Source organism: Noviherbaspirillum sp. FW303-A3, from assembly GCF_058788695.1.
The window spans coordinates 1,051,717-1,076,132 of the sequence record NZ_JBYTAZ010000001.1 but is presented as its reverse complement, the minus strand read 5'-3'; the positions used below and the strand labels follow the sequence as shown (position 1 = coordinate 1,076,132).

The window sequence follows — 24,416 nt, the reverse complement described above, 5'->3', positions numbered from 1 at the left end:
GCCGGATCCGTTCTCCGCGACGTGTTACGCAGGATTCGTTCATCAGGTGTTTCGCTTGATATTGAAGGGAGAGAAGCCCTGGCAGGTGGGCATCATCTCGATGTAATTGATATTCACGTGCGGCGGCAGGGTCGCGATCCAGAACGCCGTCTCGGCGATGTCTTTCGCGGTCAGCGGCACCGTGCCCTCATAGACCTTGGCTGCAGCGGCGTCGTCCTTCAGGCGCACGTTCGAAAACTCCGTGCCTCCGCACAGGCCGGGCGCAATGTTGGTCGCGCGCACGCCGGTGCCGACGAGGTCGGCGCGCAGGTTCATCGTGAACTGGTCGACGAAGGCCTTGGTTGCGCCATACACGTTGCCGCCCGGGTAGGGATAGGTGCCTGCCACCGAGCCGATGTTGATGACGGTTCCGCGCCCGCGCGCCACCATGCCGGGCAGGATCGCGTGCGTCATGGTGACCAGGCCCTTGCAGTTGGTATCGATCATGGTTTCCCATTCATCGAGCGAAGCCTTGTGCGCCGGCTCGATGCCGAGCGCGAGGCCGGCATTGTTGACGAGAACGTCAACCTCCTTCCATTCCACGGGGAGTGCCGCAAGCGCGGCGTTGATCGATGCCTTGTCGCTCACGTCCATGGCAATCGGCAGGAGCGATGTGCCGAGTTCGGCGGCGAGGTCATCCAGGCGTTCCTTGCGGCGTCCGGTGGCAATCACCTTGTGGCCTGCCTGGGCAAATCTGCGGGCCATTTCGGCGCCAAAACCGGAGGTTGCACCTGTAATCAGGACGATCATGTTGTTTTCCTTTCGTGCGGGCGGACGGTTGCCAAAATTGTAGCCGAAAGGGCGCACCTTCATCCGGCGGCATGCTCTCCGGCAGCAAATTCAGGATGGGGCCGGCCATCCTTGCCGAAAAATGGTGGCTATCTTACAATCTAGCTCCATTTCGTCTCACGTAACTGGCGAGAAGCCGGAGCAGCACTCCGGCGAAAAGGTGGGAATCCACCGGGGAACGTGAGACATCCATAGCCGTTCGCCTGGGCAGCCCAAATGGAATGCACGACTGAGGCTGCCTGTCTTCTTCCCTTGGCCCTCATTCGATTCAGGCAAACCCGATTTGCAATCGATTGGAGTTTTTCATGTTCGCAAAAGACCACACCATTGCCAAAGTCGATCCCGAACTTTGGTCCGCCATCCAGCAGGAAAACAAGCGCCAGCAAGATCATATCGAGCTGATCGCTTCCGAAAACTACACCTCGCCAGCCGTGATGGAAGCGCAGGGTTCCCAGCTCACCAACAAGTATGCCGAAGGCTATCCGGGCAAGCGCTACTACGGCGGCTGCGAGTACGTCGACATCGCCGAGTCCCTGGCCATCAGCCGCCTGAAGGAACTCTACGGCGCGGAAGCCGCCAATGTGCAGCCGAACTCCGGTTCGCAAGCCAACCAGGGCGTGTTCTTCGCCATGCTCAAGCCGGGTGACACCATCATGGGCATGTCGCTCGCCGAAGGCGGCCACCTGACCCACGGCATGGCGCTCAACATGTCCGGCAAGTGGTTCAACGTCGTTTCCTACGGCCTGAACGAGAAGGAAGAGATCGACTACGACGCGATGGAACGCCTCGCGCACGAGAAGAAGCCGAAGCTGATCATCGCCGGCGCATCCGCCTACGCGCTGCGCATCGACTTCGAGCGCTTCGCCAAGGTCGCCAAGGACGTCGGCGCCTACTTCATGGTCGACATGGCCCACTATGCCGGCCTGATCGCCGCGGGCGTCTACCCGAACCCGGTACCGTATGCCGACTTCGTCACCTCGACCACGCACAAGTCCCTGCGCGGCCCGCGCGGCGGCGTGATCCTGATGAAGGCCGAACATGAGAAGGCGATCAACTCCGCGATCTTCCCCGGCATCCAGGGCGGTCCGCTGATGCACGTCATCGCCGGCAAGGCTGTCGCTTTCAAGGAAGCGCTGTCGCCGGAATTCAAGGCTTACCAGCAGCAAGTCGTGAAGAACGCCGACGCGCTGGCAAAGACCCTGATTTCCCGTGGCCTGCGCATCGTTTCCGGCCGTACCGAATCGCACGTGATGCTGGTCGACCTGCGCGCCAAGAAGATTACCGGCAAGGAGGCTGAAGCCATCCTCGGTTCCGCACACATGACCTGCAACAAGAACGCCATTCCGAACGATCCGGAAAAGCCGTTCGTCACCTCCGGCATCCGCCTCGGCAGTCCGGCGATGACGACTCGCGGCTTCAAGGAAGCGGAAGCGGTCAAGGTCGGCAACCTGATCGCCGACGTGCTCGACAATCCGCACGATGCCGCTACCATCGAGCGCGTGAAGGCGGAAGTGAAGAAGCTGACCGACGCCTTCCCGGTCTACGCGTAAAGCCTGCAAATAACGTTACACTGATCGCCATCCCATGAGCATGGGATGGCGGAATTTGCAAAAAGATAACAAAATTGCTTTATTGATAATGCCGTGCGTGCCTTGAACCGGGCGCACTCAAGATAGGGCTGCGGCAGCGCCATGAAATGTCCCTTCTGTCACCACGAAGACACCCAGGTCATCGACACACGCGTGTCCGAGGAAGGGGACACCATTCGCCGCCGTCGGCGCTGCGCGCATTGCGACAAGCGTTTCACCACCTATGAACGCATCGAATTGTCGATGCCCGTCATCGTCAAGAAAAACGGCAGCCGTGCCGATTTCGACCCCTCCAAGCTACGTGCCAGCCTCATGCTCGCGCTCCGCAAGCGCCCCGTATCCGCCGAAGCCGTCGACGCCGCCATCCATCGCATTGAAGAAAAACTGCTTTCGTCAGGCGCGAGGGAAGTGATATCTGGCCATATCGGCGAACTCGTCATGCGCGAGCTCAAGCGCCTCGACAAGATTGCATACATTCGCTTTGCCTCCGTCTACAAGAGCTTTGAAGATGTAGCGGAATTCCAGGACGCGATCGCCGAAGTCGGCCGCGAGCGCAAAACTCCAGTCAAGTAAGCCTGTTTTCCCGCGCCGGAGATTTTGCACGCCAAAAATGTTGCATAAATGACAATTAATGTGGGGTGACAGAATGAAAGTGACGTTGACGCGCCAGATCGGCTTTTCCATGACGGAAGTCCTGGTCTCCATACTTCTCCTGTCTTCAGGCGTCGTGGGCACGCTCGGCCTTCAACTAGCCTCCACACGGACCACGCAACAATCGTCCTACCAGACGATGGCCTTGCTGCTTGCTGGTGAAATTGCCGATACCGTCGGCGCCATGATGTCGGATGAACGGTATGCAGGTGTTGTCGAACCCCTGTTCGACATGGACTACACATCGATACCCGGAGCACCGCCGGCGTCCGGAAGTTCCTGTCATTTTTCCATGTGCGGGGCGAGCGATTTCGCGGCTTTCGAAATCAATGAATGGAAAGCGCATCTCGCGGCAAATTTTCCCACGGCACGCCTGCGTGTCTGCCGGGACGGCAATCCCTGGAATGAAGAAGCGCATGCATACAAGTGGGACTGCAGCACCGATTCCGCCGAAGCCCCATTCGTGGTCAAGGTAGGCTGGAAGCTGAAGAATCCCGGCGGAAGCTATTCGACCGATGGCAGCAGTTTTCCGCCAAGCGTGGTCATCCCGGTTTCCTCGATTTAACGGAGGGCGGACCGCATGCGGAAAGTCACTGCTCGTCCCGCCGGACATGCGCGCGAATGCGGCGTGACACTCGTCGAATTGATGGTCTCGATGGCCATCGGACTGTTTGTCGTCGCAGTCGCCACCGTCGTGCTGGTTTCCGCGAAGTCCGGCTACGTCGCGCAAACCGAGAGCGCCCAGATCCTTGATACAGGGCGCCACGCAATCGACATCCTGTCCCGCACCGTCCGCCAGGCGTCCTACTTCCACTGGGATGGCACCGATTTCAGTTCTCTCTTGGCGGACGACGGGCCGGCTGTCATTGGGATGGATGCCCGCAGCCTGAAGAGCCGCTCCGAGGACATTTCTTCACCGGTTGCCCGTTCGATCAATGGAAGCGATGTCCTTGCTGTCCGAATTGGCGGTTCCGGAGACGGGAGCAATGGCGACGGCTCGGTACTGAATTGCGCCGGCTTCGGTATTGGAACGGGTGACGCATCGGCAAGGCGTGAGCGCGGGTGGAGCATCTTCTATGTCGCCGAAGACGTCAGCGGCGAACCGGAGCTGTACTGCAAGTATCCCGGCGAAGAGGGCTGGGCGGCGCAGGCCATTGCCCGTGGGGTCGAATCATTCCAGGTGTTGTACGGGCTGGACACGGATGGCGACGGCTACCCGAACTCGGTGGTGAACGCGTCGGCGGTTGACGCGATGGCCAAGGATCCCGCGGACAAGTACGGCCCATGGAAGAAGGTGGTCGAGGTGAAGGTGGCGGTTCTCGTTCGCGGCGCCAATGCCGTCACGATGGAGCGGGCATCCAGGGATTATGACCTCTTCGGCGAGCCTTATTCTTCTGCCCATGCGGCGCGTGACAGGGGAGTGCGGATACAGGTTTCGGAATTGCCCAAGGCGGTCCGGAATCGCGCACGCAAGGTGTTCGCGACAACCGTCTGGCTGCGCAATCGACCGCCTGGAGGATGAGCATGCGGCGAATTTTTCCGCTCGGGCGCGAGGAGGGCGCCGCGCTGATTGTATGTCTGCTGATGATGGTGGTCATTCTCCTGTTCGGAACATCCGCCGCGCAGGTCGCCATTCAGGAGGAAAAGGCGTCGCGCCACGAACGTGACCGGTTCGTGGCCTTCGCCGCGTCCGAGGCGGCATTGAAGGATGCCGAGCTCGATATCGAAAAATCCCTGAGAGTCGCGCTCTACATGAAAGAAGCGGCGGATCGTGCTGGAGGCTATTGCGAAGCGGGCGCGGCCAATCCTTTGCTCGGACTGTGCCGACCGGCCGCGCCGGACATGTTCCCCGTCTGGCAGCAACTCCACCATGACCCGGAGATGATCTCGGTCCCGCTCGGTTATTTCACTGGGCGGAGCAGTGCGCTGGTCGACAGTGCGACTCCGCCGCGCTACCTGATCGAGGTCTTTCCCGATGCGCCCCCGCATCCGGAAAGTGCGGACAGCCTGGCCAGGACAACCTTTCGGATCACCGCAATCGGTTACGGAAGCAATGAGCATACGCAGGTTGTACTCCAGTCATATTTCCGGAAAGCGGCGGACGGAACGTGGCGCAGGATGGGCTGGCGTGAAATCTTGAACTGGGAGGAACTTCGTGAAGCACTCGAACGCGAATAACCGGTCGCGCGGATTTTCACTGATTCAGATACTTGTTGCGCTTGCCGTCGCCGGGATACTGGCCGCTATTGCGTTTCCCTCCTACAAGGAGGCATCGCGCAAGGCGAAGCGGGCAGAAGGGCGTGCGGCGCTCTTGCAATTGATGCTCCAGGAGGAGCGATTCTATTCGCAGCGCAACAGCTACATCGCTTTTTCCGCTGGTTCCTCGGGTGAAGACGAAAAGCAGTTCAAGTGGTATTCGGGAAACAGCCCGGAAAGCAGCGCCTATGAAATCAAGGCGGAAGCATGCCCGGGCGACAAGATACGGAACTGTGTCCGCCTCGTCGCCATGCCCGGTACCGCGAACGTCAACGCAAGCTTCGAGGATCCGGTGTGCGGCAATCTTGTCCTTGCAAGCACCGGAGAACAGGACGCCAGCACGCCGGAATGCTGGAGGTGAGACAGCATGAGACGAGGTTCGCCATTTCTGCTGTGCCGAAACCGAGGATTCACGCTGGTCGAACTGGCTGTCACCTTCGCTGTCGCGGCTATCCTCTTTACCGTTGGCGTTCCCGGATTTCTCGGCTTGATCCGCGACACGCGGATTACCGCCGCAACAAATGATTTTTTTGCGGCGATCAACCTTGCCCGAGCTGAAGCCGTACAGCGTGGCGTACGCGTAGACATGGTGCCTGCCGGCGAAGAGGGCGACTGGGCGCAGGGCTGGGTCGTCTTCATCGACAAGAACCGCGACCTGCGGCCGGGCAGTTCGGACATCATCATTTTCAGCCATGGCCCGGCTCCTGCCGGCATGCGGATCACGGCCAGGCTGACGGATTCGACAGTACAATACCTCGCATACAACGGGGCAGGGCGCACACGCACCCATGAAAATGGGTACCGGACCCAGTTCGGAACCTTTACTTTCGAGCTGGCAAGCAAGGTCAGGAAAATCAAGCTGAACTTCGTCGGGCGTCCCCGCATCTGCAATCCGGAAATCGATACGGACACCTGCTAGCCTGCTCCATGCGGGCTCGGGCCCCACGAAGAGAACAGGCAACCAGTGAGAATCGACAACGATATCCAGGGCATGGAGCTGGCGCTCCAATGGGCAGCAAGATCCATGTTCATCACGACGCCCAACCCCCGCGTCGGGTGTGTCATCGCCAAGGACGGTATGGTGATCGGGGCGGGAAACACCCAGCCGCCAGGACAGGCACACGCAGAGGTGCAGGCGATGAATGACGCGCGGAACCGTGGTCACGATCTTCGTGGCGCGACCGTCTATGTGACGCTGGAACCGTGCAGCCATTTCGGGCGTACGCCGCCCTGTGCGGATGCCTTGATCAAGGCCGGCGTGGCGAAAGTCGTCATGGCGGTCGGCGACCCCAATCCGCTCGTCGGCGGGCAGGGGCGTGCGAAGCTTGAGGCAGCCGGCATTGAAGTCGTATCGGGCGTGCTCGAGGACCAGGCGCGCGAAATCAACATCGGATTCATGTCCCGCATGCGCCAGGGCAAGCCCTGGGTGCGGATGAAGGCTGCCGCCAGCCTGGACGGCAGGACCGCCCTGCACAACGGACTGAGCCAGTGGATCACGTCGACACCCGCTCGCGATGACGGCCACTGGTGGCGCGCGCGTGCATGTGCGATCCTGACCGGCATTGGAACGGTGCAGGAAGACGATCCGCAACTGTCGGTCCGTGCCGTAGAAACACCTCGCCAACCCCGGCGGATAGTCGTCGATAGCCGCCTTCAGATCCGCACTGATGCCCGCGTCCTCGAAGGAGGAGGCACATGGATCGTCACAGCCGTTTCGGACGCGGAAAAGGAAGCGCGTCTCCGCGACAAGGGCGCCGAGGTCATCCAGCTGCCGAATGCCGCCGGCAAGGTGGACTTGCCCGCGCTGATCAAGGAGCTTGGCGCCCGCCAGATCAATGAATTGCACGTCGAGGCCGGTTTCAAGCTGAACGGTTCCCTGATCCGAGAAGGATGTGTCGACGAACTGTTGCTGTACTTTGCGCCTAGCATCCTTGGCGACGCGCGCGGACTGTTCGATCTCCCCGCGCTCGAATCGCTCGACAGCCAGACGCGCCTTGCATTCCACGAAATCAAGCAAATCGGCTCCGATTTGCGTATCCTTGCCCGTTTTACCTGATCGGATTTGCCCATGTTTACCGGAATCGTTGCCGCTGTCGGCAAAATCACATCCATCACTCCGCTTGGCAGTGAGCCGGACGCCGGCGTGCGCCTGACCATTGATGCAGGCGGCCTGCCGATGGACGATGTCGCCCTCGGCGATTCGATCGCACTGAACGGCGCATGCATGACGGTCGTCAGCAAGACGGAGACGGGGTTCACCGTGGACGTGTCCCGCGAGAGCCTGAATCGCACGGCCGGGCTGGACAGTGCGGGCGAGGTCAACCTGGAGAAGGCGCTGACACTGGCCGACCGTCTCGGCGGCCACCTTGTCTCCGGCCATGTCGACGGCTTGGGCATCGTGGGCAAGTTCGAGCCGGTCGGTGAATCGATGGAACTGGTTATCGCCGCGCCGAGGGAGCTGGCGAAATACCTCGCCTACAAGGGATCGATCGTGGTCAACGGCGTCTCCCTGACGGTCAATCAGATCGAGGATACGACGGATGCCTGCGAATTCTCGATCAACCTCATTCCGCATACCGTTGAAGTGACGACGCTCAAGCACCTGAAACCGGGCGTAAAGGTGAACCTCGAGATCGATCTGATCGCGCGTTATGTCGAGCGGATGCTGAGCGCCAAGGCCTGACCATTTGGCCGCGCCGCCTGCACAAGTTTCAAACTTGAAAGTGGGAAGGTCCCCAAATCCTTTAAAATAGCGAGCTACACAGGATTCAAGTCATGGCTATTTCAACAACTCAAGAAATCATTGCCGAACTGCGCGCGGGCCGCATGGTCATCCTCGTTGACGAGGAAGACCGGGAAAACGAGGGCGACCTCGTCCTTGCCGCCGAGTTCGTCACTCCGGAAGCAATCAACTTCATGGCCAAGTTCGGGCGCGGCCTGATCTGCCTGACCCTGACCGAAGAGCGTTGCAACCTCCTCAACCTGCCGATGATGACGACCCGGAACGGGACGTCCTACGGCACCAATTTCACGGTCTCGATCGAGGCGGCCGAGGGCGTCACGACCGGCATTTCCGCGGCGGACCGTGCCAAGACCGTCCAGGTTGCGGTGGCCAAGAATGCCAAGCCGGCCGACATCGTGCAGCCGGGCCACATTTTCCCGCTGAAGGCGCAGAAGGGCGGCGTCCTGATGCGCGCCGGACATACCGAAGCGGGCTGCGATTTTGCCGAGCTCGCCGGACTGACCCCGGCAGCCGTGATCTGCGAAATCATGAAGGATGACGGCACCATGGCACGCCTGCCGGACCTCATCGAGTTCGCGAAAGAGCATGGCCTGAAGATCGGCACCATCGCCGACCTGATTCATTACCGTAGCCAGAACGAAAGCATCGTCGAACGTCTTGCCGAGCGCACGATGCACACCGTGCATGGTCCGTTCAGGGCCATCGCCTACCGGGACAAGCCGAGCGGCGGGGCGCACCTTGCCCTGGTTCATGGCGATATCACCCCGGATGTCGAAACGCTGGTACGCGTGCATCAGCCGGTTTCCATCCTGGACCTGCTCGAAACACAGGCGACCACCCACTCCTGGAACATGGCTTCGGCGATGGCTGCGATCAAGGCTTCCGAGCGCGGCGTCATGGTCCTGCTCAACTGCGAGGAGTCGGCGGAACAGATGTTTGCGCAGTTCGATGCGCTCAGCAACCCCGAGCAGAAGCCGCAGCCGCGCGAATCGCGCATGGACCTGCGTACATACGGCATCGGCGCCCAGATCCTGAAAGACCTCCAGGTCGGCAAGATGAAGCTGCTCGCCAGCCCGCGCAAGATGCCGTCGATGACCGGTTTTGACCTTGAAGTGACCGGTTACCAGGCAAAACCGGAAAACTGACATCGTCTGCCGGCGCCCAAGCGCCGCAGGCCGATGACATGTCGAACAAGAAATGGCTGTGCACCGCCTTGCTGGACGAGGGCGGTGCATGGTCCCAATACCCATGAGCGCGATCGCGCATGAAGGAAATACCATGACCGTAGGAACTTACGAAACGAATTTGAGCGGCGAAGGCCTGCGTATCGGCATCGTGCAAGCCCGCTTCAATGAAGACGTTTGCCACGGCCTCCTGTCTTCCTGTCTCGCCGAGCTGAAGCGCCTTGGCGTTGCCGACGAGGATGTATTGCACGTCACCGTGCCGGGCGCCCTCGAAATTCCGCTGGCGCTGCAAAAAATGGCCGAGACCCAGCAATTCGATGCACTGATCGCGATTGGGGCGGTCATACGCGGCGAGACCTACCACTTCGAGTTGGTGTCCAACGAATCCGGCGCCGGCATCACCCGCGTGGGCCTCGACTTCGGCATTCCCATCGCCAATGCCGTCCTGACGACGGACACCGACGAGCAGGCCGAAGCACGCATGGCGGAGAAGGGCGCGGATGCTGCACGTGTCGCAGTGGAAATGACCAATCTTGCGATTGCACTGGAAGAACTCGCAGACGTGACAGAGGAAGAGTAAGCAATGACGCAAAAGACGACTGTCCACGCGAACCCGAACAAGAATCGCACGCCGCGCCATCGTGCGCGCGAATTCGCCCTGCAGGGGCTGTATCAATGGCTGCTGAACAACGAGGATGCCGGTGCGATCGACGCGCACATTCGCGAGGCGCACGGCTTCAACAAGGCCGATGCCGAGCATTTCGACACCCTCCTGCATGGAACGATCAAGCAGGCAGGCGCCCTGCGTGAAGGACTGGCGCCGCTGATCGATCGTCCGATCGGCCAGTTGTCGCCTGTCGAACATGCGGCCCTGCTGATCGGTGCATACGAACTGACCAATCACGTCGAGATTCCCTACAAGGTGGTGATCAACGAAGCGGTCGAGCTGACCAAGTCCTTTGGCGGCATCGACGGTCACAAGTATGTCAACGGCGTGCTCGACAAGTTTGCAGCGACGGCGCGTACCGTCGAGGTCGAAGACGCGAAGAAGCGCGGCCAGCACTGACCGTCCTGCCGCACCTCCCCTTGTCGCCGGCAACCGCCGGCGACTGCACGACACCATACCCGCGATGAATCCGATCCTCGCTTCCCGCCTTGCCAATATCGCCCCCTTCCATGTCATGGAGCTGGCGAAGATGGCAGCCGAACTGGAGCGGCAGGGCCGCTCCATCATCCACATGGGCATCGGCGAGCCCGACTTCACGGCGGCGCCTCCGGTCGTCGAGGCGGCGGCGCGCGCCATGGGTGACGGCAAGCTGCAGTACACCTCCGCTGTCGGCATCCCGGCGCTGCGCGAAGCGATTGCCGCGCATTACCAGCGCGTCTACGGATTGCAGATCCCGCCGTCGCGCATCATCATCACGGCCGGCGCCTCCGCCGCGCTGCTCCTTGCTTGTGCCGCCCTGGTTGACACCGACGCGGAAGTGCTCATGCCGGATCCCTCCTATCCCTGCAACCGGCATTTCGTGGCCGCGTTCAATGGAAAGGCGAAGATGATTCCGAGCGGCCCGGAGCAGCGATTCCAGCTGTCCGATGCCGTGGTCCGGGAGCACTGGACCGAAAAGACACGTGGGGTATTGCTCGCCTCTCCGTCCAACCCGACCGGTACGTCGATTCCGCATCACGAACTGGCAAAGATCGTAGGGACGGTGCGCGAGAAGGGTGGATTTACGATCGTCGACGAGATTTACCAGGGACTGACTTACGACGAAGAGCCGTTTTCCGCGTTGTCGCTCGGCGAAGACGTCATCGTCATCAACAGCTTCTCCAAGTATTTCAACATGACGGGCTGGCGCCTCGGCTGGCTGGTCGTGCCTGAATTCATGGTGCCGCAGGTGGAAAAGCTGGCGCAGAACCTGTTCATCTGCGCGTCCAGCATTGCGCAGCATGCGGGAGTCGCCTGCTTCTCGCCGGAGTCGATTGTCATCTACGAACAGCGCAAGGCGGAGTTCAAGCGGCGGCGGGACTACATCGTTCCTGCGCTCAGGGCGCTGGGCTTCAAGGTGCCGGTGACTCCTGACGGTGCTTTTTACGTATATGCGGACTGTTCAGTCCTGTCGGACGATGCCGACAAGCTGACGATTGACATGCTGAACCAGGCGGGGGTGGTACTCGTGCCAGGGCTCGATTTCGGGCCGTTCACGGCGCGGCAGTACATCCGTCTCTCTTATGCGACGTCGCTGGATAACCTGCGCGAGGCTGTTTTGCGTTTGGAGAAGTTCTTCGCAGAGCGCCGGTGAAATCTGGCAGCGGGAATGAAAAAAGGAGCCATTGGCTCCTTTTTTATTGGCTGAATCGCCGTTACAGTGCGGAAGCGAGGTCAGCCTGTGCCAGCGGTTGATTGGATGAACCCGAAGCGGCTTCCTCGACTTCTTCGGTCTTGCGCTCCTGCGGGCGTGCTTTCTGCACTGTCGAGCTTGCCGACGTCGAGTAGACCGGTACTTTCTTGCCCATCGAGACTTCCTTGAGTCGCTGGTATTCAGCCAGCACCTTGGCGCCGTAGCCGGCATCCGACTCTAATGCGCCTGCGCCGACGTACAGCTTCAGGCCTGCTTCGACGGAACCGCCGCGGTTCACATAGTCCTTCAGGATCAGCGAACCAACCTTGATGTTGGCGATCGGATTCAATGCTGCCTTCACACCGCCGAGTTCCTCGAACTTGTCGCGGTGTACCTTGGACATGACCTGCATCAGGCCTTGTGCGCCGACAGGGCTTTCCGCGAACGGATTGAAGCGGGATTCAATGGCCATCACCGACAGGATTAGCAGCGGATCGAGCTTGATTTCCTTGGCGGTCAGGTAGGCGGCAGACACCAGCATGTCGGTCGCATCCGTGGCGACGCGATAGCGCTTGGAGAGCCACGCGGTCACCCATTGCTGCTGACGGGCGCTGGCTGCCGCGTTCTTTTCGTCGGTACGCATGGCGGCTTCAGCCTTGTCAGCCACGTCTTGCTTGGCAATGGACGGTGCAGGCATGTCCAGCAGGCCGGCGGACGGGGGCAGTTCAGCTTCTTCGGTTTCTGCCTGTGCGAACGGCGACAATGCCTTCAGGTGGTCAGTGACCTCGGGCTTGACGAACATGATGCCCAGCGCTGCGATAGCGAGAATGCCGAGCACCATCAGCATGTGGTGCGCGGTGGTGATGAAGCCGCTGACCGTGTCGCGGGCGACGACTGCCCATGCGGCCGACTGGCTGGCTTTCCTGCGGGTGAAATCGGATGTCACCCTGATGAAACGATTAATCATTTGAACCTCCCTGAAACCTCGCGGCAAGCGAAGAGCCCACTACAGAGCCTTGTAGACGCTTGTGTTTGCCGTGAATCAGTTACATCGTCTGTCATCGCGCGCGGCGCAATCGGCAGACGTCGGAATTGCTTGCTCAGGACTGGCGGCGCAGAAGGGGCCGGAACAGCGGCAGGCAACTTTTTTCGGGGATAAGGCAGACGCCTTTTGAAAACACTCCTTAAAATGTCATGTGGGACCCCGATCCCGTGAGTGATGAGGATTCTCGATGCGCAGCCCTACATCCCCCGGCCCGCTTCCTCATCAAGTTGGGCGAATTTTAGGGGGCTGTTTATATCGAGTCAATACTATAGAATTAAGTCTTTATTACTTTTAAATCTTGAAATCTCGCTGCGGCGCAACATTAAGCCAATAAAATCAACGACTTGGGCTTGAATTTTAAAAACAGAAGGTGCCCTCATACTTTGTCAAAAATCATGAAATATTCCGATTTGCGGGATTTTATTTCCCAACTGCAACAGTTGGGTGAATTAAAGCGGGTCGATGTGCCTGTTTCGCCGAACCTGGAGATGACCGAGATCTGCGACCGCACCCTGCGGGCGGGCGGTCCGGCACTGATTTTCGAGAAGCCGAGCGGGCATTCCATCCCGGTGCTGGGCAATCTGTTCGGGACGACACGCCGCGTGGCGCTCGGCATGGGGGCGGACGATATCGGGGAGCTGCGCAAGATCGGTCACGTGCTGTCTACGCTGAAGGAGCCGGAACCGCCGAAGGGCCTCAAGGATGTGCTCGGACTGGGTTCCATGGTGAAGTCGCTATGGGATATGGCGCCGCGCGAGCACCGTTCCGCGCCATGCCAGGACGTGGTGTGGGAGGGCAATGACGTGGACCTCGCAAAGTTGCCGATCCAGCATTGCTGGCCCGGTGATGTGGCGCCGCTCATTACCTGGGGGCTCGTAGTAACCAAGGGGCCGAACAAGAAGCGGCAGAACCTGGGCATCTATCGCCAGCAGGTCGTCGGTCGCAACAAGGTCATCATGCGTTGGCTTGCACATCGGGGCGGGGCGCTCGACTTCCGCGAGCACGGCATCGTCAACAAGGGCAAGCCGTATCCGATTGCCGTCGCGCTCGGCGCCGACCCGGCCACCATCCTTGGAGCAGTGACGCCGGTGCCGGATACGCTTTCCGAATACCAGTTTGCCGGCCTGCTGCGCGGCAGTCGTACCGATCTGGTGAAGGCAATCGGTAGCGAACTGCGCGTGCCCGCATCGGCGGAGATTGTTCTTGAAGGGCATATCTATCCCGACGCGTCTCATCCGAGCGGTTATGAGCATGCGCTGGAAGGTCCGTATGGCGATCACACCGGTTACTACAACGAGCAGGAGTGGTTCCCGGTCTTCACCATCGACCGGATCACCATGCGGCGCGATCCGATCTACCACTCTACGTATACCGGCAAGCCGCCCGATGAACCGGCGGTGCTCGGACTGGCGTTGAACGAAGTGTTCATTCCGCTGCTGCAAAAGCAGTTCCCCGAAATCACCGACTTCTATCTTCCGCCCGAAGGCTGCAGCTATCGCATGGCAGTGGTGCAGATGAAGAAGTCCTATCCCGGACATGCGAAGCGGGTGATGTTCGGCGTCTGGAGCTTTCTGCGCCAGTTCATGTATACCAAGTTCATTATTGTGGTGGACGACGACGTGAACGTGCGCGACTGGAAAGAAGTCATCTGGGCGATCACGACGCGGGTCGATCCTTTCCGCGACACCACGCTGGTCGACAATACGCCGATCGATTACCTCGATTTCGCATCGCCGGTCAGCGGCCTGGGCAGCAAGATGGGGATCGATGCGACCAACAAATGGCCGGGGGAAACCAGCCGGGAGTGGGGGCGCACGATTGAAATGACGCCCGAGGTGAAGGCGAAAGTCGACAGCATCTGGCAGCAGCTCGGACTTTGATTCCAGTCAACCCGAGAAATTCAGGGGCGCACCGACGCTATTGCTGTTAGAATGGCGATCGGCGGGCCCCTGCGCATTGCGGCGTGGTCAACCTGGTCAGGTCGGGAACGAAGCAGCCACAGCCATTCCCCGCAAGTGCCGTAGACAAGGCTCGCCTCTTCTTCCTTTATTTCCCTGCTTTTCATTGCGGTGTTCCGCGTCTTGCGCGACGGATACGGCCGTCGTCGTCATTCGCGCAATCCGCGGCTATAACTTGCATCAGGTCAGGTAAAATGCGACCTACACTTATCAGCCAGCGCAGCCATGTCTTATCAAGTCCTCGCCCGCAAGTATCGCCCCAAGAGCTTTGAAACGCTCGTCGGGCAGGAGCACGTCGTGCGGGCGCTCACGCATGCGCTGGATCAGCAACGCCTGCATCACGCCTATCTGTTTACCGGGACGCGCGGCGTCGGCAAGACGACCTTGTCGCGCATCCTCGCCAAGTCGCTCAACTGCGAAACAGGAATCACCGCCAAGCCATGCGGCGTGTGCGAAGCCTGCACCGCCATCGATGCCGGCCGCTTTGTCGACTATATCGAAATGGATGCGGCCTCGAACCGCGGCGTCGATGAAATGGCGCAGTTGCTGGAGCAGGCGATCTACGCCCCGTCGAATGCGCGCTTCAAGGTCTACATGATCGATGAAGTCCACATGCTCACGAACCATGCGTTCAACTCCATGCTGAAGACGCTGGAGGAGCCGCCGGAGCATGTGAAGTTCATCCTCGCGACCACCGATCCGCAGAAGATCCCGGTAACTGTTCTATCGCGCTGCCTGCAGTTCAACCTCAAGCAGATGCCGCCCGGCCACATTGTTGGCCATCTCGAAAACATCCTCGGCCAGGAAAACATCGCTTACGATCCTCCGGCCCTGCGCCTGCTTGCGCAAGGCGCGCACGGTTCGATGCGTGATGCGCTGTCGCTGACGGACCAGGCAATCGCTTATGCGGCAGGGAAGGTGACGCTCGAGTCGGTGCAAGGCATGCTGGGCGCGCTCGACCAGTCCTATCTCATCCGCGTGCTTGACGCGCTGGCTGCCAAGGATGGGGCAGCGCTGCTGGCGGTTGCCGACGAGATGGCGACGCGCAGCCTGTCGTACAGCGCAGCCTTGCAGGACCTTGGAACCTTGCTGCACCGGATCGCGCTCGCGCAGACCGTTCCCGCGGCACTCCCCGACGATGTTGCGGAACGCGAAGACATCATCCGTCTGGCTGGCTTGTTCGATGCGGAAGAGGTGCAACTGTTCTACCAGATCGCCGTTCATGGGCGAAACGAGCTTGGTCTTGCGCCGGATGAGTACGCGGGCTTTTCCATGACGTTGTTGCGCATGCTCGCATTCCGACCCGGTGTCGGCGCCGCCGAAGCGAAGCCGGTTGCACGCGCGCCGGTTCAGGCAGCGGCTCCCGCTCCGGCGCCCCGGCCTGCCGCAGCGCCGCAGGCAGCACCTGTCGCTTCCGCGCCTGCGCGCCCGGCCGGCGCGATGAGTCCGGCTCGTGCCGCACTGGAAGCAGCGCGCAATGCCGGCAAGCCGCAGGCAGCCGCTTCGGTTGCGCCGGTTGCCGCAAGGCCGCCCGCACCACCGCCTGCGCAGGCCCCCGCTCCTTCTTCTGCATCCGTGCCGCCCTGGGAAGACAATCCGCCACCGCCTGCGCCGGAATGGGCGGATTTCGACTCTGCTCCGGCAGCGGCTCAAAAAAAAACTGAACTGAAACCGGCGGCCGACGCATTCGGCGACACGGCTGTCATGGAAGAAGAGGCGCCGCCTGCTCCACCGGCGGAACCTCCAGCTCCGCGTGCCAAGGCGCTGCCTCCAATACCCATTCCCTCGCTGAACTGGGACGGCGACTGGCCCGCGCTGGCCGCCTCCCTGCAGCTGCGCGGCGTTGTCCAGCAGCTCGCGCAGCAGAGCGAGCTGCTGCAATGCGAGGACAACGGTGGAGGCGTGTCCATCCACTTGCGCATACCGCTCGACACGTTGCGCTCCGCTGGCTCCGTTGAAAAACTGGCGGCGGCACTGACGGAGCATTTCGGTAAATCCGCGCGCGTCACAACAGAAATCGGTGCCGTCGAGCAGACGGCCAACGCCCAGGCGCAAGCCGACCGCGAGGCAAAACTGCGCCAGGCGGAAGAAAACCTCCAGCGCGATCCTTTCGTGCAGGCGATGATGCGCGAATTCGGCGCAACCATCGTGCCGGGATCGATCAAACCCATTTAAACAAGGAGTACGACCATGATGAAGGGCCAACTCGCAGGGCTGATGAAGCAAGCCCAGCAAATGCAGGACAACATGAAGAAGATGCAGGAGCAACTGGCAACGATCGAAGTCGAAGGCCAGTCCGGCGCCGGTATGGTGAAGGTCGTGATGACCTGCAAGAATGATGTCAAGCGTGTGTCGATCGATCCTTCCCTGCTGGGCGACGACAAGGATATGCTGGAAGACCTCGTGGCCGCGGCGTTCAACGATGCAGTGCGCAAGGCAGAAGCCACCTCCCAGGAAAAGATGGCCGGCATGACCGCCGGGCTTCCGCTGCCGCCCGGCTTCAAGATGCCGTTCTGATAGTGAAATCTCCCTCCAGCCTCGAATTCCTCACTGAAGCATTGCGCCGTCTGCCGGGCGTCGGCCCGAAGTCGGCGCAGCGCATGGCGTATCACCTGATGCAGCATGATCGCGACGGCGCGGCCATGCTCGGGCGCGCCTTGTCGCAGGCGGTGGAGCGCATCCACCACTGCGCCAGGTGCAATACCTTCACCGAGAACGAGGTCTGTGAAACCTGCCTGAATAAAGAGCGCGATGCGAGCCTCCTCTGCGTGGTGGAAACGCCGGCAGACCAAATGATGATCGAGCAGACCCTGACCTACAAAGGGCTGTACTTTGTACTGATGGGACGCCTGTCGCCGCTGGACGGCATCGGGCCAAAAGACATCCATCTCGAGAAGCTGATCGCACGCGCGACCGACGGTGCCGTGGCCGAAGTTGTGCTGGCGACGAACTTCACCAATGAGGGCGAGGCGACCGCCCATTACATCAGCGAGACGCTCAAGGCGCGCGGCCTGAAGGTCAGCCGCCTGGCCCGCGGCGTTCCCGTGGGCGGCGAGCTTGAATATGTGGATGCGGGCACCATCGCCCGCGCCATGCTGGACCGCCGATCCACCTAGATTCCACCCGACGCCATGACAGAACAAAAGCCATCCGGGCCGCTCGCCGGCATCAAGGTCCTCGAACTCGGCACGCTGATTGCCGGACCCTTCTGCTCGCGCATGCTGGCGGAGTTCGGCGCTGAAGTGATCAAGGTCGAGGCACCGGACGGCGGCGACCCGATCCGGCAATGGCGCGTGCTGAAGGATGGAACGTCGCTCTGGTGGTATGTGCAGTCGCGCAACAAGAAAAGCGTGACCCTGAACATGAAGGATCCGCGCGGGCAGGAGATTGCAAGGCGGCTCGCGCTCGAGGCGGACATCATCATCGAGAACTATCGTCCCGGCGTGCTGGAGAAGTGGGGCGTCGGTTACGAGGACCTGAAGAAGGTCAATCCGGCCACGATCATGGTGCGGCTGTCGGGCTACGGCCAGAGCGGCCCGATGAAGGACCTGCCGGGCTTTGGAGCGATCGGTGAATCTATGGGCGGTATGCGTTACGTATCCGGCCATCCCGACCGTCCGCCTGTACGCATCGGCGTGTCGATCGGTGATTCCGTCGCGGCCCTGCATGGCGTGATCGGTGCGATGATGGCCTTGCGTCACCGCGACGTGACTGGTGGCCGCTGGAATGGCAAGACCGGTGACGGATGCGTGGCGGGGCAGGGGCAGATGGTCGATGTCGCCTTGTACGAAGCCGTATTCAACATGATGGAGTCGCTGGTTCCGGAGTATGACTTTGCCGGCGTCGTCCGCGCGCGCACGGGCGGCGCGTTGCCCGGCATCGTTCCGTCGAATACCTACACCACGAAGGATGGCGAGAACATCGTGATCGCCGGGAACGGCGACGCGATCTTCAAGCGCCTGATGATGGCCATCGAGCGGCAGGACATGGCCGACGATCCGCAGCTTGCGCGCAATGACGGACGCGTGCCCCGCACGGAAGAAATCGACGGGGCGATCCAGGCCTGGTGCAATACGAAGACCATCGACGAGGCACTGGAGATCCTGAAGGCGGCGGACGTCCCGGTCGGCAAGATCTATTCGGTGCGGGACATGATGACCGACCCGCAATTCCTCGCGCGCGGCATGTTCGAGCAGCATGCATTCGCGGACGGCACGCCGATCAAGCTGCCGGCCATCACGCCGAAGCTGTCGGCGACCCCCGGCGAGACGAAATGGCTGGGGCCGGCACTCGGCGAGCACAATGCCGAGATCCTGCGCAGCCTGGGATATGATGACTCGCAGATCGCACTGCTCAGGGAAAACAACGTCATTTAAGAGGCCACGACATGTTCAACAAAAACTTCTGGAAGCAGTTCGCGATCGCGCTGGCACTGTTCCTTGCAGGGTACTTCACCTTCAACAGCAATCTCTTCTCCTGATCCTGGACTTGTCCGGGCGCAGCTTTTGCTAACTCCTTCATTCGGCAGCGAAGCGTGCCGTGATGGTGCGGCGTTGCTCCAATTGGGGGCAAATCCAATGACAAAGCATTCTATGGAGGAAGAAATGGGCCAGATCCCGGGCAGGAAAATCGTTCAACTCTCGGCCGCGCTGACGGCACTCGTTTCCATGCCGGCCTTTGCGCATCCCGGTCTGCATCACATTGCGGGCTTCGCTTCCGGCTTTGCGCATCCCCTGGCCGGATGGGACCATTTGCTGGCCATGCTCGCCGTCGGCCTCTGGGCATCGCAGCAGCGCCGTGCCATGGCAATTGCCTTGCCCGTGGCGTTTCCCCTTGTGATGGTGCTCGGGGCACTGATGGCTGCGGGCGGTGATGCGCTTCCCTCTGCTGAAGCGGGGATCGCGGCCAGTGTCCTTGTGTTGGGCCTGCTCGTCGCATTCGCCGTGAAAATGCCGGCATGGGGTGGGTTGCCGGTCGTTGCACTGTTTGCTGCAGCACATGGATACGCGCACGGCCTGGAAGTGCCGGCAGGAAGCGCGCTTGCAACGTATGGCGCCGGATTCATCGTGGCGACTGTCATGCTGCACCTCGCAGGCCTGTTTGCCGGCCGACTCATCCATGCGCGCTCCGCAAGCACTGCCGTTCGTGTCGTCGGCGCCGGCATGGCAGCCGGTGGCGCTTACCTCCTGGCAGCCATCTGATCCTTATTCATCGAGGACATCGCGTAGCGCCGGTGCGGCCTGCCTGATGTCCTTGACCGGGATTGGTGCGAATCCCAGCACGAGCCCAGTCAGGCGCGGTGCAGCGGCACTGTCATCCAGGTAAAACTGGGACAGCGCCCTCAGCTCGATTCCTTTCTCCCTCGCCCTCCGGGCAATTTCCTGGTCGTTGCGACGGGATACGAATGTCGTCGAAAGCTGCAAGCCGGCGTCTGCCGGGCCTGCTTTCAGATGCCCTCCCAGATGCGAATCGATGGCTTCCAGCAGGGCGATCCGCCGTTCCCCGTAAGCTTCCCGCGTACGCTTGATGTGGCGTCCGAAGTGCCCTTCCGTAATGAAGTCCGTCAGCACGATCTGGGGGACGATCGCGGCGTGGCGGTCGAGGATGGCACGGGCCTGGACGAAGGCGTCGACCAGGGCGGACGGCAATACCATGTAGCCCAGCCGCAGTCCGGGAAAGAGCACTTTGGAGAGCGTTCCGACATAAATCACGCTCCCTGCCTTGTCGAGGCTTTGCAATGAGGCCAGCGGCGGGCCGGTGTAACGGTATTCGCTGTCGTAGTCGTCCTCCACGATCCATGCCCTGCTGTCCTTGGCCCATGCCAGCAGTTCCAGCCGGCGGGTCAGGCTCATCGTCGTGCCGAGGGGCAATTGGTGCGAAGGGGTGACGTAAGCCAGCTTCGCGTCCGGATAGACTGTCTTTCCGAACGATACCGCGATGCCTTCGCCGTCAACGGGTACCGGGCACGCTTGCGCTTCGGCTGCGCGAAGCGAGGCGCTGATGCCGCGGTAGCCGGGGTCTTCGACCCATGCCGCGTCGCCGGGAGCAAGGAGCAGGGTGGCGATCAGGAACAGGGCCTGCTGCGAGCCGGACGTGATGAGGATCTGGTCCGGATGGCAGTGGACGCCCCGAGAAGCGCCGAGATAGCCGGCCAGGGCTTCGCGCAAGGGTTTATACCCGATCGGGTCGCCATAGCCGAGTTCGTGCGGCGGCCGGCGCCAGCGCCTTGCCTCCAGACGCGCCCAGACATCGAACGGGAAGAGGTCGAGTCCGGGCATGCCGATGCGGAATGCCTTGGGTGCGCCTTCATGGGTATTCAGTGCTACTTGCGGGCCGACGAAGCGTTCTCCGCGCGCAGATAGTGGACGCAGGGGGCGCGAGTCCGTGCGCCTGGTTGCAGTCCGGGCAAGCGGCAGGGTCTGGCTGACGAATGTGCCTTTGCCGACCGTGCCGGAGAGATAGCCTTCCGCCATCAGGTGCTCATAGGCGTTCAGGACCGTCTGTCGCGAAACGCCGAGTTGCCGCGCGAGGTCGCGCGTGGGCGGGAGTTGTGCACCCGGAGCAATCCGGCCTGCCAGCACCGATTGCTTGATGCCTTCATACAACTGACGGAACATGGGCATGGAAGAGGCCGGCGAAAGCTGGATGGTGGCGAGTGACTCGGCGAGGTGCATTTGTCGATACTCCAATTGGTATTCGAAAAATATCATTTATTGGCACTTCAAGAAAGCCAATGTTGCCGTTAAGCTGAGCTTTTGCCGATGCAAAGGGAAGGGATCTGCCATGCATAGCTACGATGCAACTATTACCTGGCAGCGAGGAGGCCAGGCGTTTACCGATAACCGCTACAGCCGCGCGCACCGCTGGACTTTCGACGGCGGGGCCGATGTGCCGGCGTCCTCCTCGCCACACGTCGTTCCTGTTCCCATGTCCGATGCCGCCGGCGTCGATCCCGAAGAAGCCCTGGTGGCTGCCACGTCCAGCTGCCATATGCTGTTCTTCCTCAGCTTCGCCGCGAAGCGCGGGTTCGTCGTGGATAGTTACGTCGACCGGGCCTCCGGGATCATGGAAAAGAATGCGGAAGGAAGGATCGCGATGACGCGCATCACGCTGCGTCCCGATATCGTATTTGCCGGCGAACGACGTCCGACGCGGGAAGAGATCGATCGCATGCACCACGATTCGCACGAGCAGTGTTTCATCGCGAATTCGCTGAAATCGGAAATCGTTCTTGAACCGGTGAACTGAAGGCTGCACATGTACATTCCCTCGCATTTCAACGAAAACCGTGTCGATGTCCTGCACGGCCTCGTGCGTCAACATCCGCTCGGCACGCTCGTCACCATGGGCGCATCGGGGCTCAATGCCAACCATATCCCGTTCGAGGTTGATGCCGGCGGCGGCGAGCATGGCGTCCTCCGTGCGCACATCGCCCGGGCCAATCCGCTCTGGAAGGACTATTCTGCCGACGTGGAGGCACTCGTGGTCTTCCAGGGCGTGCAAGGCTATATCAGCCCTTCGTGGTACGCAACGAAGGAAGTGGACGGGCGCGCGGTACCGACCTGGAATTACATGGTCGTGCACGCCTACGGCCCGCTGAAGATCATCGACGATGCGACATGGATCCGCGCACAGCTTGAACGGTTGAGCGGACAGCATGAGGCGGGACGGGCGCGCCCGTGGACGCTTGACGATGCGCCTGCGGACTACATCGAGAAAATGCTGCGGGCGATTGTCGGCATTGAAATACCGATATCGCGGTTGATGGGCAAATGGAAGGTGAGCCAGAACCAGCCCGAGGTGAATCGCGCCGGGGTGGTGCAAGGATTGCGCGAACAGGGCGGTGACGCCGCGTGTGCCATGGCGGATGCCGTAGCGGGAAGGTGAGGCATGGAGTGCCGCTTAAGTGGCGGCACTCCTTCAGGCGGTCAGCGCAGCGCTTCCACCATCTTTTCCAGCTTCACTGCGTCCGCGCAGAACAGGCGGATGCCTTCCGAGAGTTTCTCGGTGCCCATTGCGTCGTCGTTCAGCATCAGGCGGAAGGTCTTCTCGTCGAGCGTCAGCTTCTTCAGGTCCGACGCATTCGCTTCCTCGACGCTGAGCTTGCGCGCGACCGGCGCTTCGGTCTCGGCCAGCTTCTGGAGCAGTTCGGGGCTGATCGTCAGCAGGTCGCAGCCGGCCAGTTCGACGATCTGCGAGGTGTTGCGGAAACTTGCACCCATCACCTCGGTCTTGTAGCCGAACTTGCGGTAGTAGTTGTAGATCCGCTTCACCGACTGCACGCCCGGATCGTCCGCGCCGGTGTATTCCTGGCCGGTGGACTTTTTGTACCAGTCATAGATGCGGCCGACAAAGGGCGAGATGAGCTGCACGCTGGCGTCGGCGCAGGCAATCGCTTGCGGCAGCGCGAACAGCAGGGTCATGTTGCAGCGGATGCCTTCCTTTTCCAGCACCTGCGCGGCCTGGATGCCTTCCCAGGTTGAGGCGATCTTGATCAGGACGCGCTCGCGCGAAATGCCGGCGGCCTCGTACAGCGCGATCAGGGCGCGGCCCTTGTCGATGGTGCCCTGGGTGTCGAAGGAGAGACGCGCGTCGGTTTCGGTCGAGACGCGGCCGGGAATCAGTTTCAGGATTTCGAGGCCGAAGGCAATGATCAGGCGGTCGATCACGTCGCCGGTCGGCAGGCGCATGTTGTCGCGCACGGCCTTTTCCAGCAGCGGCTTGTATTCATCCTTTTGCACGGCCTTCAGGATCAGCGACGGATTGGTCGTCGCATCGTGCGGCGCGAAGGCTTTCATCGCCTGGAAATCGCCGGTGTCGGCGACGATGGTGGTGTACTGCTTGAGTTGTTCGAGCTGGTTCATGACGGGAGGGGCAGCGGCAAAAAAGGCCAATGATACCCCCATCGCCGGGCAGGCTGTTAGATCTGGATCTAGAGCTTGGGCGGATGCCGCAGGAATGAATCGAATTGCATGTCCAGCTTCTGCAAGGCCTTTTGCGCGTTTTGCATCTTCTTGCGGAATTCCGGTCCGCGCTTGAGCGCCAGTCCCACGGCGAGGATGTCGATCACCACGAGATGCGCGAGCCGCGCCGAGATCGGTGTGTACGGGTCGATGTTGAAACTGAGGTCGATCGGCACCAGCACGGTTGCCTCTTCGGCAAGCGGTGTGCCGCTCGGCGTGAGCGCGATGACATCGGCGCCGACCTTGCGCGCGAGCTGTACGCTGTGGAGGAGTGCGGTGCTGTTGCCGCGCTGGGAAATGGCAACGACCGCATCGCCCTTGGTCAGCAGTGCTGCCGAAATGGCATGGATGTGCGGATCGGCGTAGGCGACGGTGTGCACGCCGGAGCGGAAGAACTTGTGCTGCGCGTCGGCTGCCACGATGCCCGACGTGCCCTGGCCCCAGAATTCGATCTTGCTGGAACGCGCCAGCACATCCAGCGCCTTCTCGATTGCCGCCGGCTGCAGGTTGTTGCGCAGGTCGAGCAGCGTGTTGATGGAGCGGCTGCAGATCTTGCTGACGAGGTCGGCGGCAAGGTCGTCCTGCAGGGGGGACTCGTCGGCCTGCGGCAGGGCCAGCGCCAGCGTCTGCGCCAGCTTGAGCTTGAACTCGTGCCAGCCGTCGTAGCCCAGCGCGCGGCAGAAGCGCACCACCGTCGGCTCCGACACCTGCGCATTCTTCGCCAGCGCGGTGATGTTGCCGGAGACAGCCAGGTCGGGATTCTTCAGGACGGCCATGGCCACCTTCTTTTCCGACTTGGACAGGGCGTCAAGCTGGGTCTTGATCGAGTCGAGGAGCATAGAGATGAATTGGTCAGGGCC

Annotated in this window: 26 protein-coding genes, 1 other RNA gene and 1 riboswitch; of the genes, 22 read left to right on the top strand and 5 right to left on the bottom strand. The window is 61.2% G+C overall.

The genetic code is table 11. The features are described from left to right. Positions 1–42: 42 nt before the first annotated feature. Positions 43–789, bottom strand: a complete 747-nt coding sequence (locus AC3WOY_RS05255) for an SDR family NAD(P)-dependent oxidoreductase (RefSeq protein ID WP_492421462.1) — start codon at positions 787–789, stop codon at positions 43–45. Between the two features lie 150 nt (positions 790–939). After that, positions 940–1,044, top strand: a riboswitch (ZMP/ZTP riboswitch). A gap of 89 nt (positions 1,045–1,133) precedes the next feature. Here AC3WOY_RS05255 and glyA point away from each other — a divergent pair. The 13 genes from glyA (at position 1,134) to AC3WOY_RS05190 (ending at position 11,551) form a co-directional block, all read left to right on the top strand. Then, positions 1,134–2,378, top strand: coding sequence for a serine hydroxymethyltransferase (gene glyA / locus AC3WOY_RS05250; protein WP_492421460.1), 1,245 nt, complete (start codon positions 1,134–1,136; stop codon positions 2,376–2,378). Positions 2,379–2,519: 141 nt separating this feature from the next. Then, positions 2,520–2,990: a transcriptional regulator NrdR gene (gene nrdR, locus AC3WOY_RS05245; RefSeq protein ID WP_492421458.1), complete on the top strand. Its 471-nt coding sequence runs from the start codon at positions 2,520–2,522 to the stop codon at positions 2,988–2,990. 73 nt (positions 2,991–3,063) lie between these two features. Further along, entirely contained in the window at positions 3,064–3,633 is a 570-nt protein-coding gene (pilV, locus tag AC3WOY_RS05240; protein ID WP_492421456.1) for a type IV pilus modification protein PilV, read from the top strand. Positions 3,634–3,648: 15 nt separating this feature from the next. Continuing rightward, complete coding sequence (locus tag AC3WOY_RS05235) at positions 3,649–4,590, top strand: PilW family protein (RefSeq protein ID WP_492421454.1); 942 nt, start codon at positions 3,649–3,651, stop codon at positions 4,588–4,590. 2 nt (positions 4,591–4,592) lie between these two features. Further along, on the top strand, positions 4,593–5,246 hold the full coding sequence (locus AC3WOY_RS05230) for a pilus assembly PilX family protein (protein WP_492421452.1): 654 nt from the start codon (positions 4,593–4,595) through the stop codon (positions 5,244–5,246). Further along, complete coding sequence (locus AC3WOY_RS05225; RefSeq protein ID WP_492421450.1) at positions 5,224–5,685, top strand: type IV pilin protein; 462 nt, start codon at positions 5,224–5,226, stop codon at positions 5,683–5,685. Before AC3WOY_RS05230 ends, AC3WOY_RS05225 begins: the two co-directional genes overlap by 23 nt. Positions 5,686–5,691: 6 nt before the next feature. Beyond that, positions 5,692–6,243: a GspH/FimT family pseudopilin gene (locus AC3WOY_RS05220; protein ID WP_492421448.1), complete on the top strand. Its 552-nt coding sequence runs from the start codon at positions 5,692–5,694 to the stop codon at positions 6,241–6,243. 72 nt (positions 6,244–6,315) lie between these two features. Then, positions 6,316–7,380: a bifunctional diaminohydroxyphosphoribosylaminopyrimidine deaminase/5-amino-6-(5-phosphoribosylamino)uracil reductase RibD gene (ribD, locus tag AC3WOY_RS05215; protein WP_492429195.1), complete on the top strand. Its 1,065-nt coding sequence runs from the start codon at positions 6,316–6,318 to the stop codon at positions 7,378–7,380. A gap of 12 nt (positions 7,381–7,392) precedes the next feature. Then, positions 7,393–8,007, top strand: coding sequence for a riboflavin synthase (locus AC3WOY_RS05210; RefSeq protein WP_492421446.1), 615 nt, complete (start codon positions 7,393–7,395; stop codon positions 8,005–8,007). A 92-nt stretch (positions 8,008–8,099) separates the two neighbouring features. Then, on the top strand, positions 8,100–9,212 hold the full coding sequence (gene ribBA, locus AC3WOY_RS05205) for a bifunctional 3,4-dihydroxy-2-butanone-4-phosphate synthase/GTP cyclohydrolase II (protein ID WP_492421444.1): 1,113 nt from the start codon (positions 8,100–8,102) through the stop codon (positions 9,210–9,212). 133 nt (positions 9,213–9,345) lie between these two features. After that, positions 9,346–9,831, top strand: coding sequence for a 6,7-dimethyl-8-ribityllumazine synthase (gene ribH, locus AC3WOY_RS05200; protein ID WP_088709994.1), 486 nt, complete (start codon positions 9,346–9,348; stop codon positions 9,829–9,831). Positions 9,832–9,834: 3 nt separating this feature from the next. After that, positions 9,835–10,317: a transcription antitermination factor NusB gene (gene nusB, locus AC3WOY_RS05195; RefSeq protein ID WP_492421442.1), complete on the top strand. Its 483-nt coding sequence runs from the start codon at positions 9,835–9,837 to the stop codon at positions 10,315–10,317. Positions 10,318–10,381: 64 nt separating this feature from the next. Further along, a complete protein-coding gene (locus tag AC3WOY_RS05190) occupies positions 10,382–11,551 on the top strand; it encodes a pyridoxal phosphate-dependent aminotransferase (protein ID WP_492421440.1) in 1,170 nt (389 codons plus the stop codon). A gap of 61 nt (positions 11,552–11,612) precedes the next feature. Here AC3WOY_RS05190 and AC3WOY_RS05185 read toward each other — a convergent pair whose 3' ends face one another. Next, positions 11,613–12,557, bottom strand: a complete 945-nt coding sequence (locus AC3WOY_RS05185) for a transglycosylase SLT domain-containing protein (protein WP_492421438.1) — start codon at positions 12,555–12,557, stop codon at positions 11,613–11,615. Between the two features lie 473 nt (positions 12,558–13,030). On the opposite strand from AC3WOY_RS05185, the gene ubiD reads away from it, so the two are divergent. The 7 genes from ubiD (at position 13,031) to AC3WOY_RS05150 (ending at position 19,794) form a co-directional block, all read left to right on the top strand. Then, on the top strand, positions 13,031–14,515 hold the full coding sequence (ubiD, locus tag AC3WOY_RS05180) for a 4-hydroxy-3-polyprenylbenzoate decarboxylase (RefSeq protein WP_492421436.1): 1,485 nt from the start codon (positions 13,031–13,033) through the stop codon (positions 14,513–14,515). Positions 14,516–14,575: 60 nt separating this feature from the next. Further along, positions 14,576–14,674, top strand: an RNA gene (ffs, locus tag AC3WOY_RS05175) — signal recognition particle sRNA small type. A gap of 144 nt (positions 14,675–14,818) precedes the next feature. Continuing rightward, a complete protein-coding gene (locus tag AC3WOY_RS05170) occupies positions 14,819–16,768 on the top strand; it encodes a DNA polymerase III subunit gamma/tau (RefSeq protein WP_492421434.1) in 1,950 nt (649 codons plus the stop codon). Positions 16,769–16,783: 15 nt separating this feature from the next. Continuing rightward, positions 16,784–17,110: a YbaB/EbfC family nucleoid-associated protein gene (locus AC3WOY_RS05165; RefSeq protein ID WP_420476371.1), complete on the top strand. Its 327-nt coding sequence runs from the start codon at positions 16,784–16,786 to the stop codon at positions 17,108–17,110. A gap of 2 nt (positions 17,111–17,112) precedes the next feature. After that, positions 17,113–17,709, top strand: a complete 597-nt coding sequence (gene recR / locus AC3WOY_RS05160; RefSeq protein WP_492421432.1) for a recombination mediator RecR — start codon at positions 17,113–17,115, stop codon at positions 17,707–17,709. Positions 17,710–17,724: 15 nt separating this feature from the next. Continuing rightward, positions 17,725–18,969, top strand: a complete 1,245-nt coding sequence (locus tag AC3WOY_RS05155; protein ID WP_492421430.1) for a CaiB/BaiF CoA transferase family protein — start codon at positions 17,725–17,727, stop codon at positions 18,967–18,969. Positions 18,970–19,170: 201 nt separating this feature from the next. Further along, positions 19,171–19,794 carry a HupE/UreJ family protein gene (locus AC3WOY_RS05150; RefSeq protein WP_492421428.1) on the top strand — a complete coding sequence of 208 codons (624 nt, stop codon included), beginning with the start codon at positions 19,171–19,173 and terminating at the stop codon, positions 19,792–19,794. 3 nt (positions 19,795–19,797) lie between these two features. Here the strand turns inward: AC3WOY_RS05150 and pdxR are convergent, their stop codons facing one another. Next, on the bottom strand, positions 19,798–21,267 hold the full coding sequence (gene pdxR / locus AC3WOY_RS05145) for a MocR-like pyridoxine biosynthesis transcription factor PdxR (RefSeq protein WP_492421426.1): 1,470 nt from the start codon (positions 21,265–21,267) through the stop codon (positions 19,798–19,800). Positions 21,268–21,376: 109 nt separating this feature from the next. Here pdxR and AC3WOY_RS05140 point away from each other — a divergent pair, with 109 nt between their 5' ends. Both AC3WOY_RS05140 and AC3WOY_RS05135 read left to right on the top strand, forming a co-directional pair. Next, positions 21,377–21,841: an OsmC family protein gene (locus tag AC3WOY_RS05140; RefSeq protein ID WP_492421424.1), complete on the top strand. Its 465-nt coding sequence runs from the start codon at positions 21,377–21,379 to the stop codon at positions 21,839–21,841. A 9-nt stretch (positions 21,842–21,850) separates the two neighbouring features. Next, the gene (locus tag AC3WOY_RS05135; protein ID WP_492421422.1) at positions 21,851–22,480 is read left to right on the top strand and encodes an FMN-binding negative transcriptional regulator; all 630 of its coding nucleotides are present in this window, start codon (positions 21,851–21,853) and stop codon (positions 22,478–22,480) included. Between the two features lie 41 nt (positions 22,481–22,521). Here the strand turns inward: AC3WOY_RS05135 and tal are convergent, their stop codons facing one another. Both tal and AC3WOY_RS05125 read right to left on the bottom strand, forming a co-directional pair. Next, entirely contained in the window at positions 22,522–23,457 is a 936-nt protein-coding gene (tal, locus tag AC3WOY_RS05130) for a transaldolase (RefSeq protein WP_492421420.1), read from the bottom strand. A gap of 68 nt (positions 23,458–23,525) precedes the next feature. Further along, positions 23,526–24,395, bottom strand: a complete 870-nt coding sequence (locus tag AC3WOY_RS05125) for an SIS domain-containing protein (protein WP_492421418.1) — start codon at positions 24,393–24,395, stop codon at positions 23,526–23,528. Positions 24,396–24,416: the final 21 nt, after the last annotated feature.

Excerpts from the sequence above, each read along its gene's own strand:
- AC3WOY_RS05255 (WP_492421462.1), bottom strand. The coding sequence starts at position 789 with ATGATCGTCCTGATTACAGGTGCAACCTCCGGTTTTGGCGCCGAAATG.
- glyA (WP_492421460.1), top strand. The coding sequence starts at position 1,134 with ATGTTCGCAAAAGACCACACCATTGCCAAAGTCGATCCCGAACTTTGG.
- nrdR (WP_492421458.1), top strand. The coding sequence starts at position 2,520 with ATGAAATGTCCCTTCTGTCACCACGAAGACACCCAGGTCATCGACACA.
- pilV (WP_492421456.1), top strand. The coding sequence starts at position 3,064 with ATGAAAGTGACGTTGACGCGCCAGATCGGCTTTTCCATGACGGAAGTC.
- AC3WOY_RS05235 (WP_492421454.1), top strand. The coding sequence starts at position 3,649 with ATGCGGAAAGTCACTGCTCGTCCCGCCGGACATGCGCGCGAATGCGGC.
- AC3WOY_RS05230 (WP_492421452.1), top strand. The coding sequence starts at position 4,593 with ATGCGGCGAATTTTTCCGCTCGGGCGCGAGGAGGGCGCCGCGCTGATT.
- AC3WOY_RS05220 (WP_492421448.1), top strand. The coding sequence starts at position 5,692 with ATGAGACGAGGTTCGCCATTTCTGCTGTGCCGAAACCGAGGATTCACG.
- ribD (WP_492429195.1), top strand. The coding sequence starts at position 6,316 with ATGGAGCTGGCGCTCCAATGGGCAGCAAGATCCATGTTCATCACGACG.
- AC3WOY_RS05210 (WP_492421446.1), top strand. The coding sequence starts at position 7,393 with ATGTTTACCGGAATCGTTGCCGCTGTCGGCAAAATCACATCCATCACT.
- ribBA (WP_492421444.1), top strand. The coding sequence starts at position 8,100 with ATGGCTATTTCAACAACTCAAGAAATCATTGCCGAACTGCGCGCGGGC.
- ribH (WP_088709994.1), top strand. The coding sequence starts at position 9,346 with ATGACCGTAGGAACTTACGAAACGAATTTGAGCGGCGAAGGCCTGCGT.
- nusB (WP_492421442.1), top strand. The coding sequence starts at position 9,835 with ATGACGCAAAAGACGACTGTCCACGCGAACCCGAACAAGAATCGCACG.
- AC3WOY_RS05190 (WP_492421440.1), top strand. The coding sequence starts at position 10,382 with ATGAATCCGATCCTCGCTTCCCGCCTTGCCAATATCGCCCCCTTCCAT.
- AC3WOY_RS05185 (WP_492421438.1), bottom strand. The coding sequence starts at position 12,557 with ATGATTAATCGTTTCATCAGGGTGACATCCGATTTCACCCGCAGGAAA.
- ubiD (WP_492421436.1), top strand. The coding sequence starts at position 13,031 with ATGAAATATTCCGATTTGCGGGATTTTATTTCCCAACTGCAACAGTTG.
- AC3WOY_RS05170 (WP_492421434.1), top strand. The coding sequence starts at position 14,819 with ATGTCTTATCAAGTCCTCGCCCGCAAGTATCGCCCCAAGAGCTTTGAA.
- AC3WOY_RS05165 (WP_420476371.1), top strand. The coding sequence starts at position 16,784 with ATGATGAAGGGCCAACTCGCAGGGCTGATGAAGCAAGCCCAGCAAATG.
- AC3WOY_RS05155 (WP_492421430.1), top strand. The coding sequence starts at position 17,725 with ATGACAGAACAAAAGCCATCCGGGCCGCTCGCCGGCATCAAGGTCCTC.
- AC3WOY_RS05150 (WP_492421428.1), top strand. The coding sequence starts at position 19,171 with ATGACAAAGCATTCTATGGAGGAAGAAATGGGCCAGATCCCGGGCAGG.
- pdxR (WP_492421426.1), bottom strand. The coding sequence starts at position 21,267 with ATGCACCTCGCCGAGTCACTCGCCACCATCCAGCTTTCGCCGGCCTCT.
- AC3WOY_RS05140 (WP_492421424.1), top strand. The coding sequence starts at position 21,377 with ATGCATAGCTACGATGCAACTATTACCTGGCAGCGAGGAGGCCAGGCG.
- AC3WOY_RS05135 (WP_492421422.1), top strand. The coding sequence starts at position 21,851 with ATGTACATTCCCTCGCATTTCAACGAAAACCGTGTCGATGTCCTGCAC.
- tal (WP_492421420.1), bottom strand. The coding sequence starts at position 23,457 with ATGAACCAGCTCGAACAACTCAAGCAGTACACCACCATCGTCGCCGAC.
- AC3WOY_RS05125 (WP_492421418.1), bottom strand. The coding sequence starts at position 24,395 with ATGCTCCTCGACTCGATCAAGACCCAGCTTGACGCCCTGTCCAAGTCG.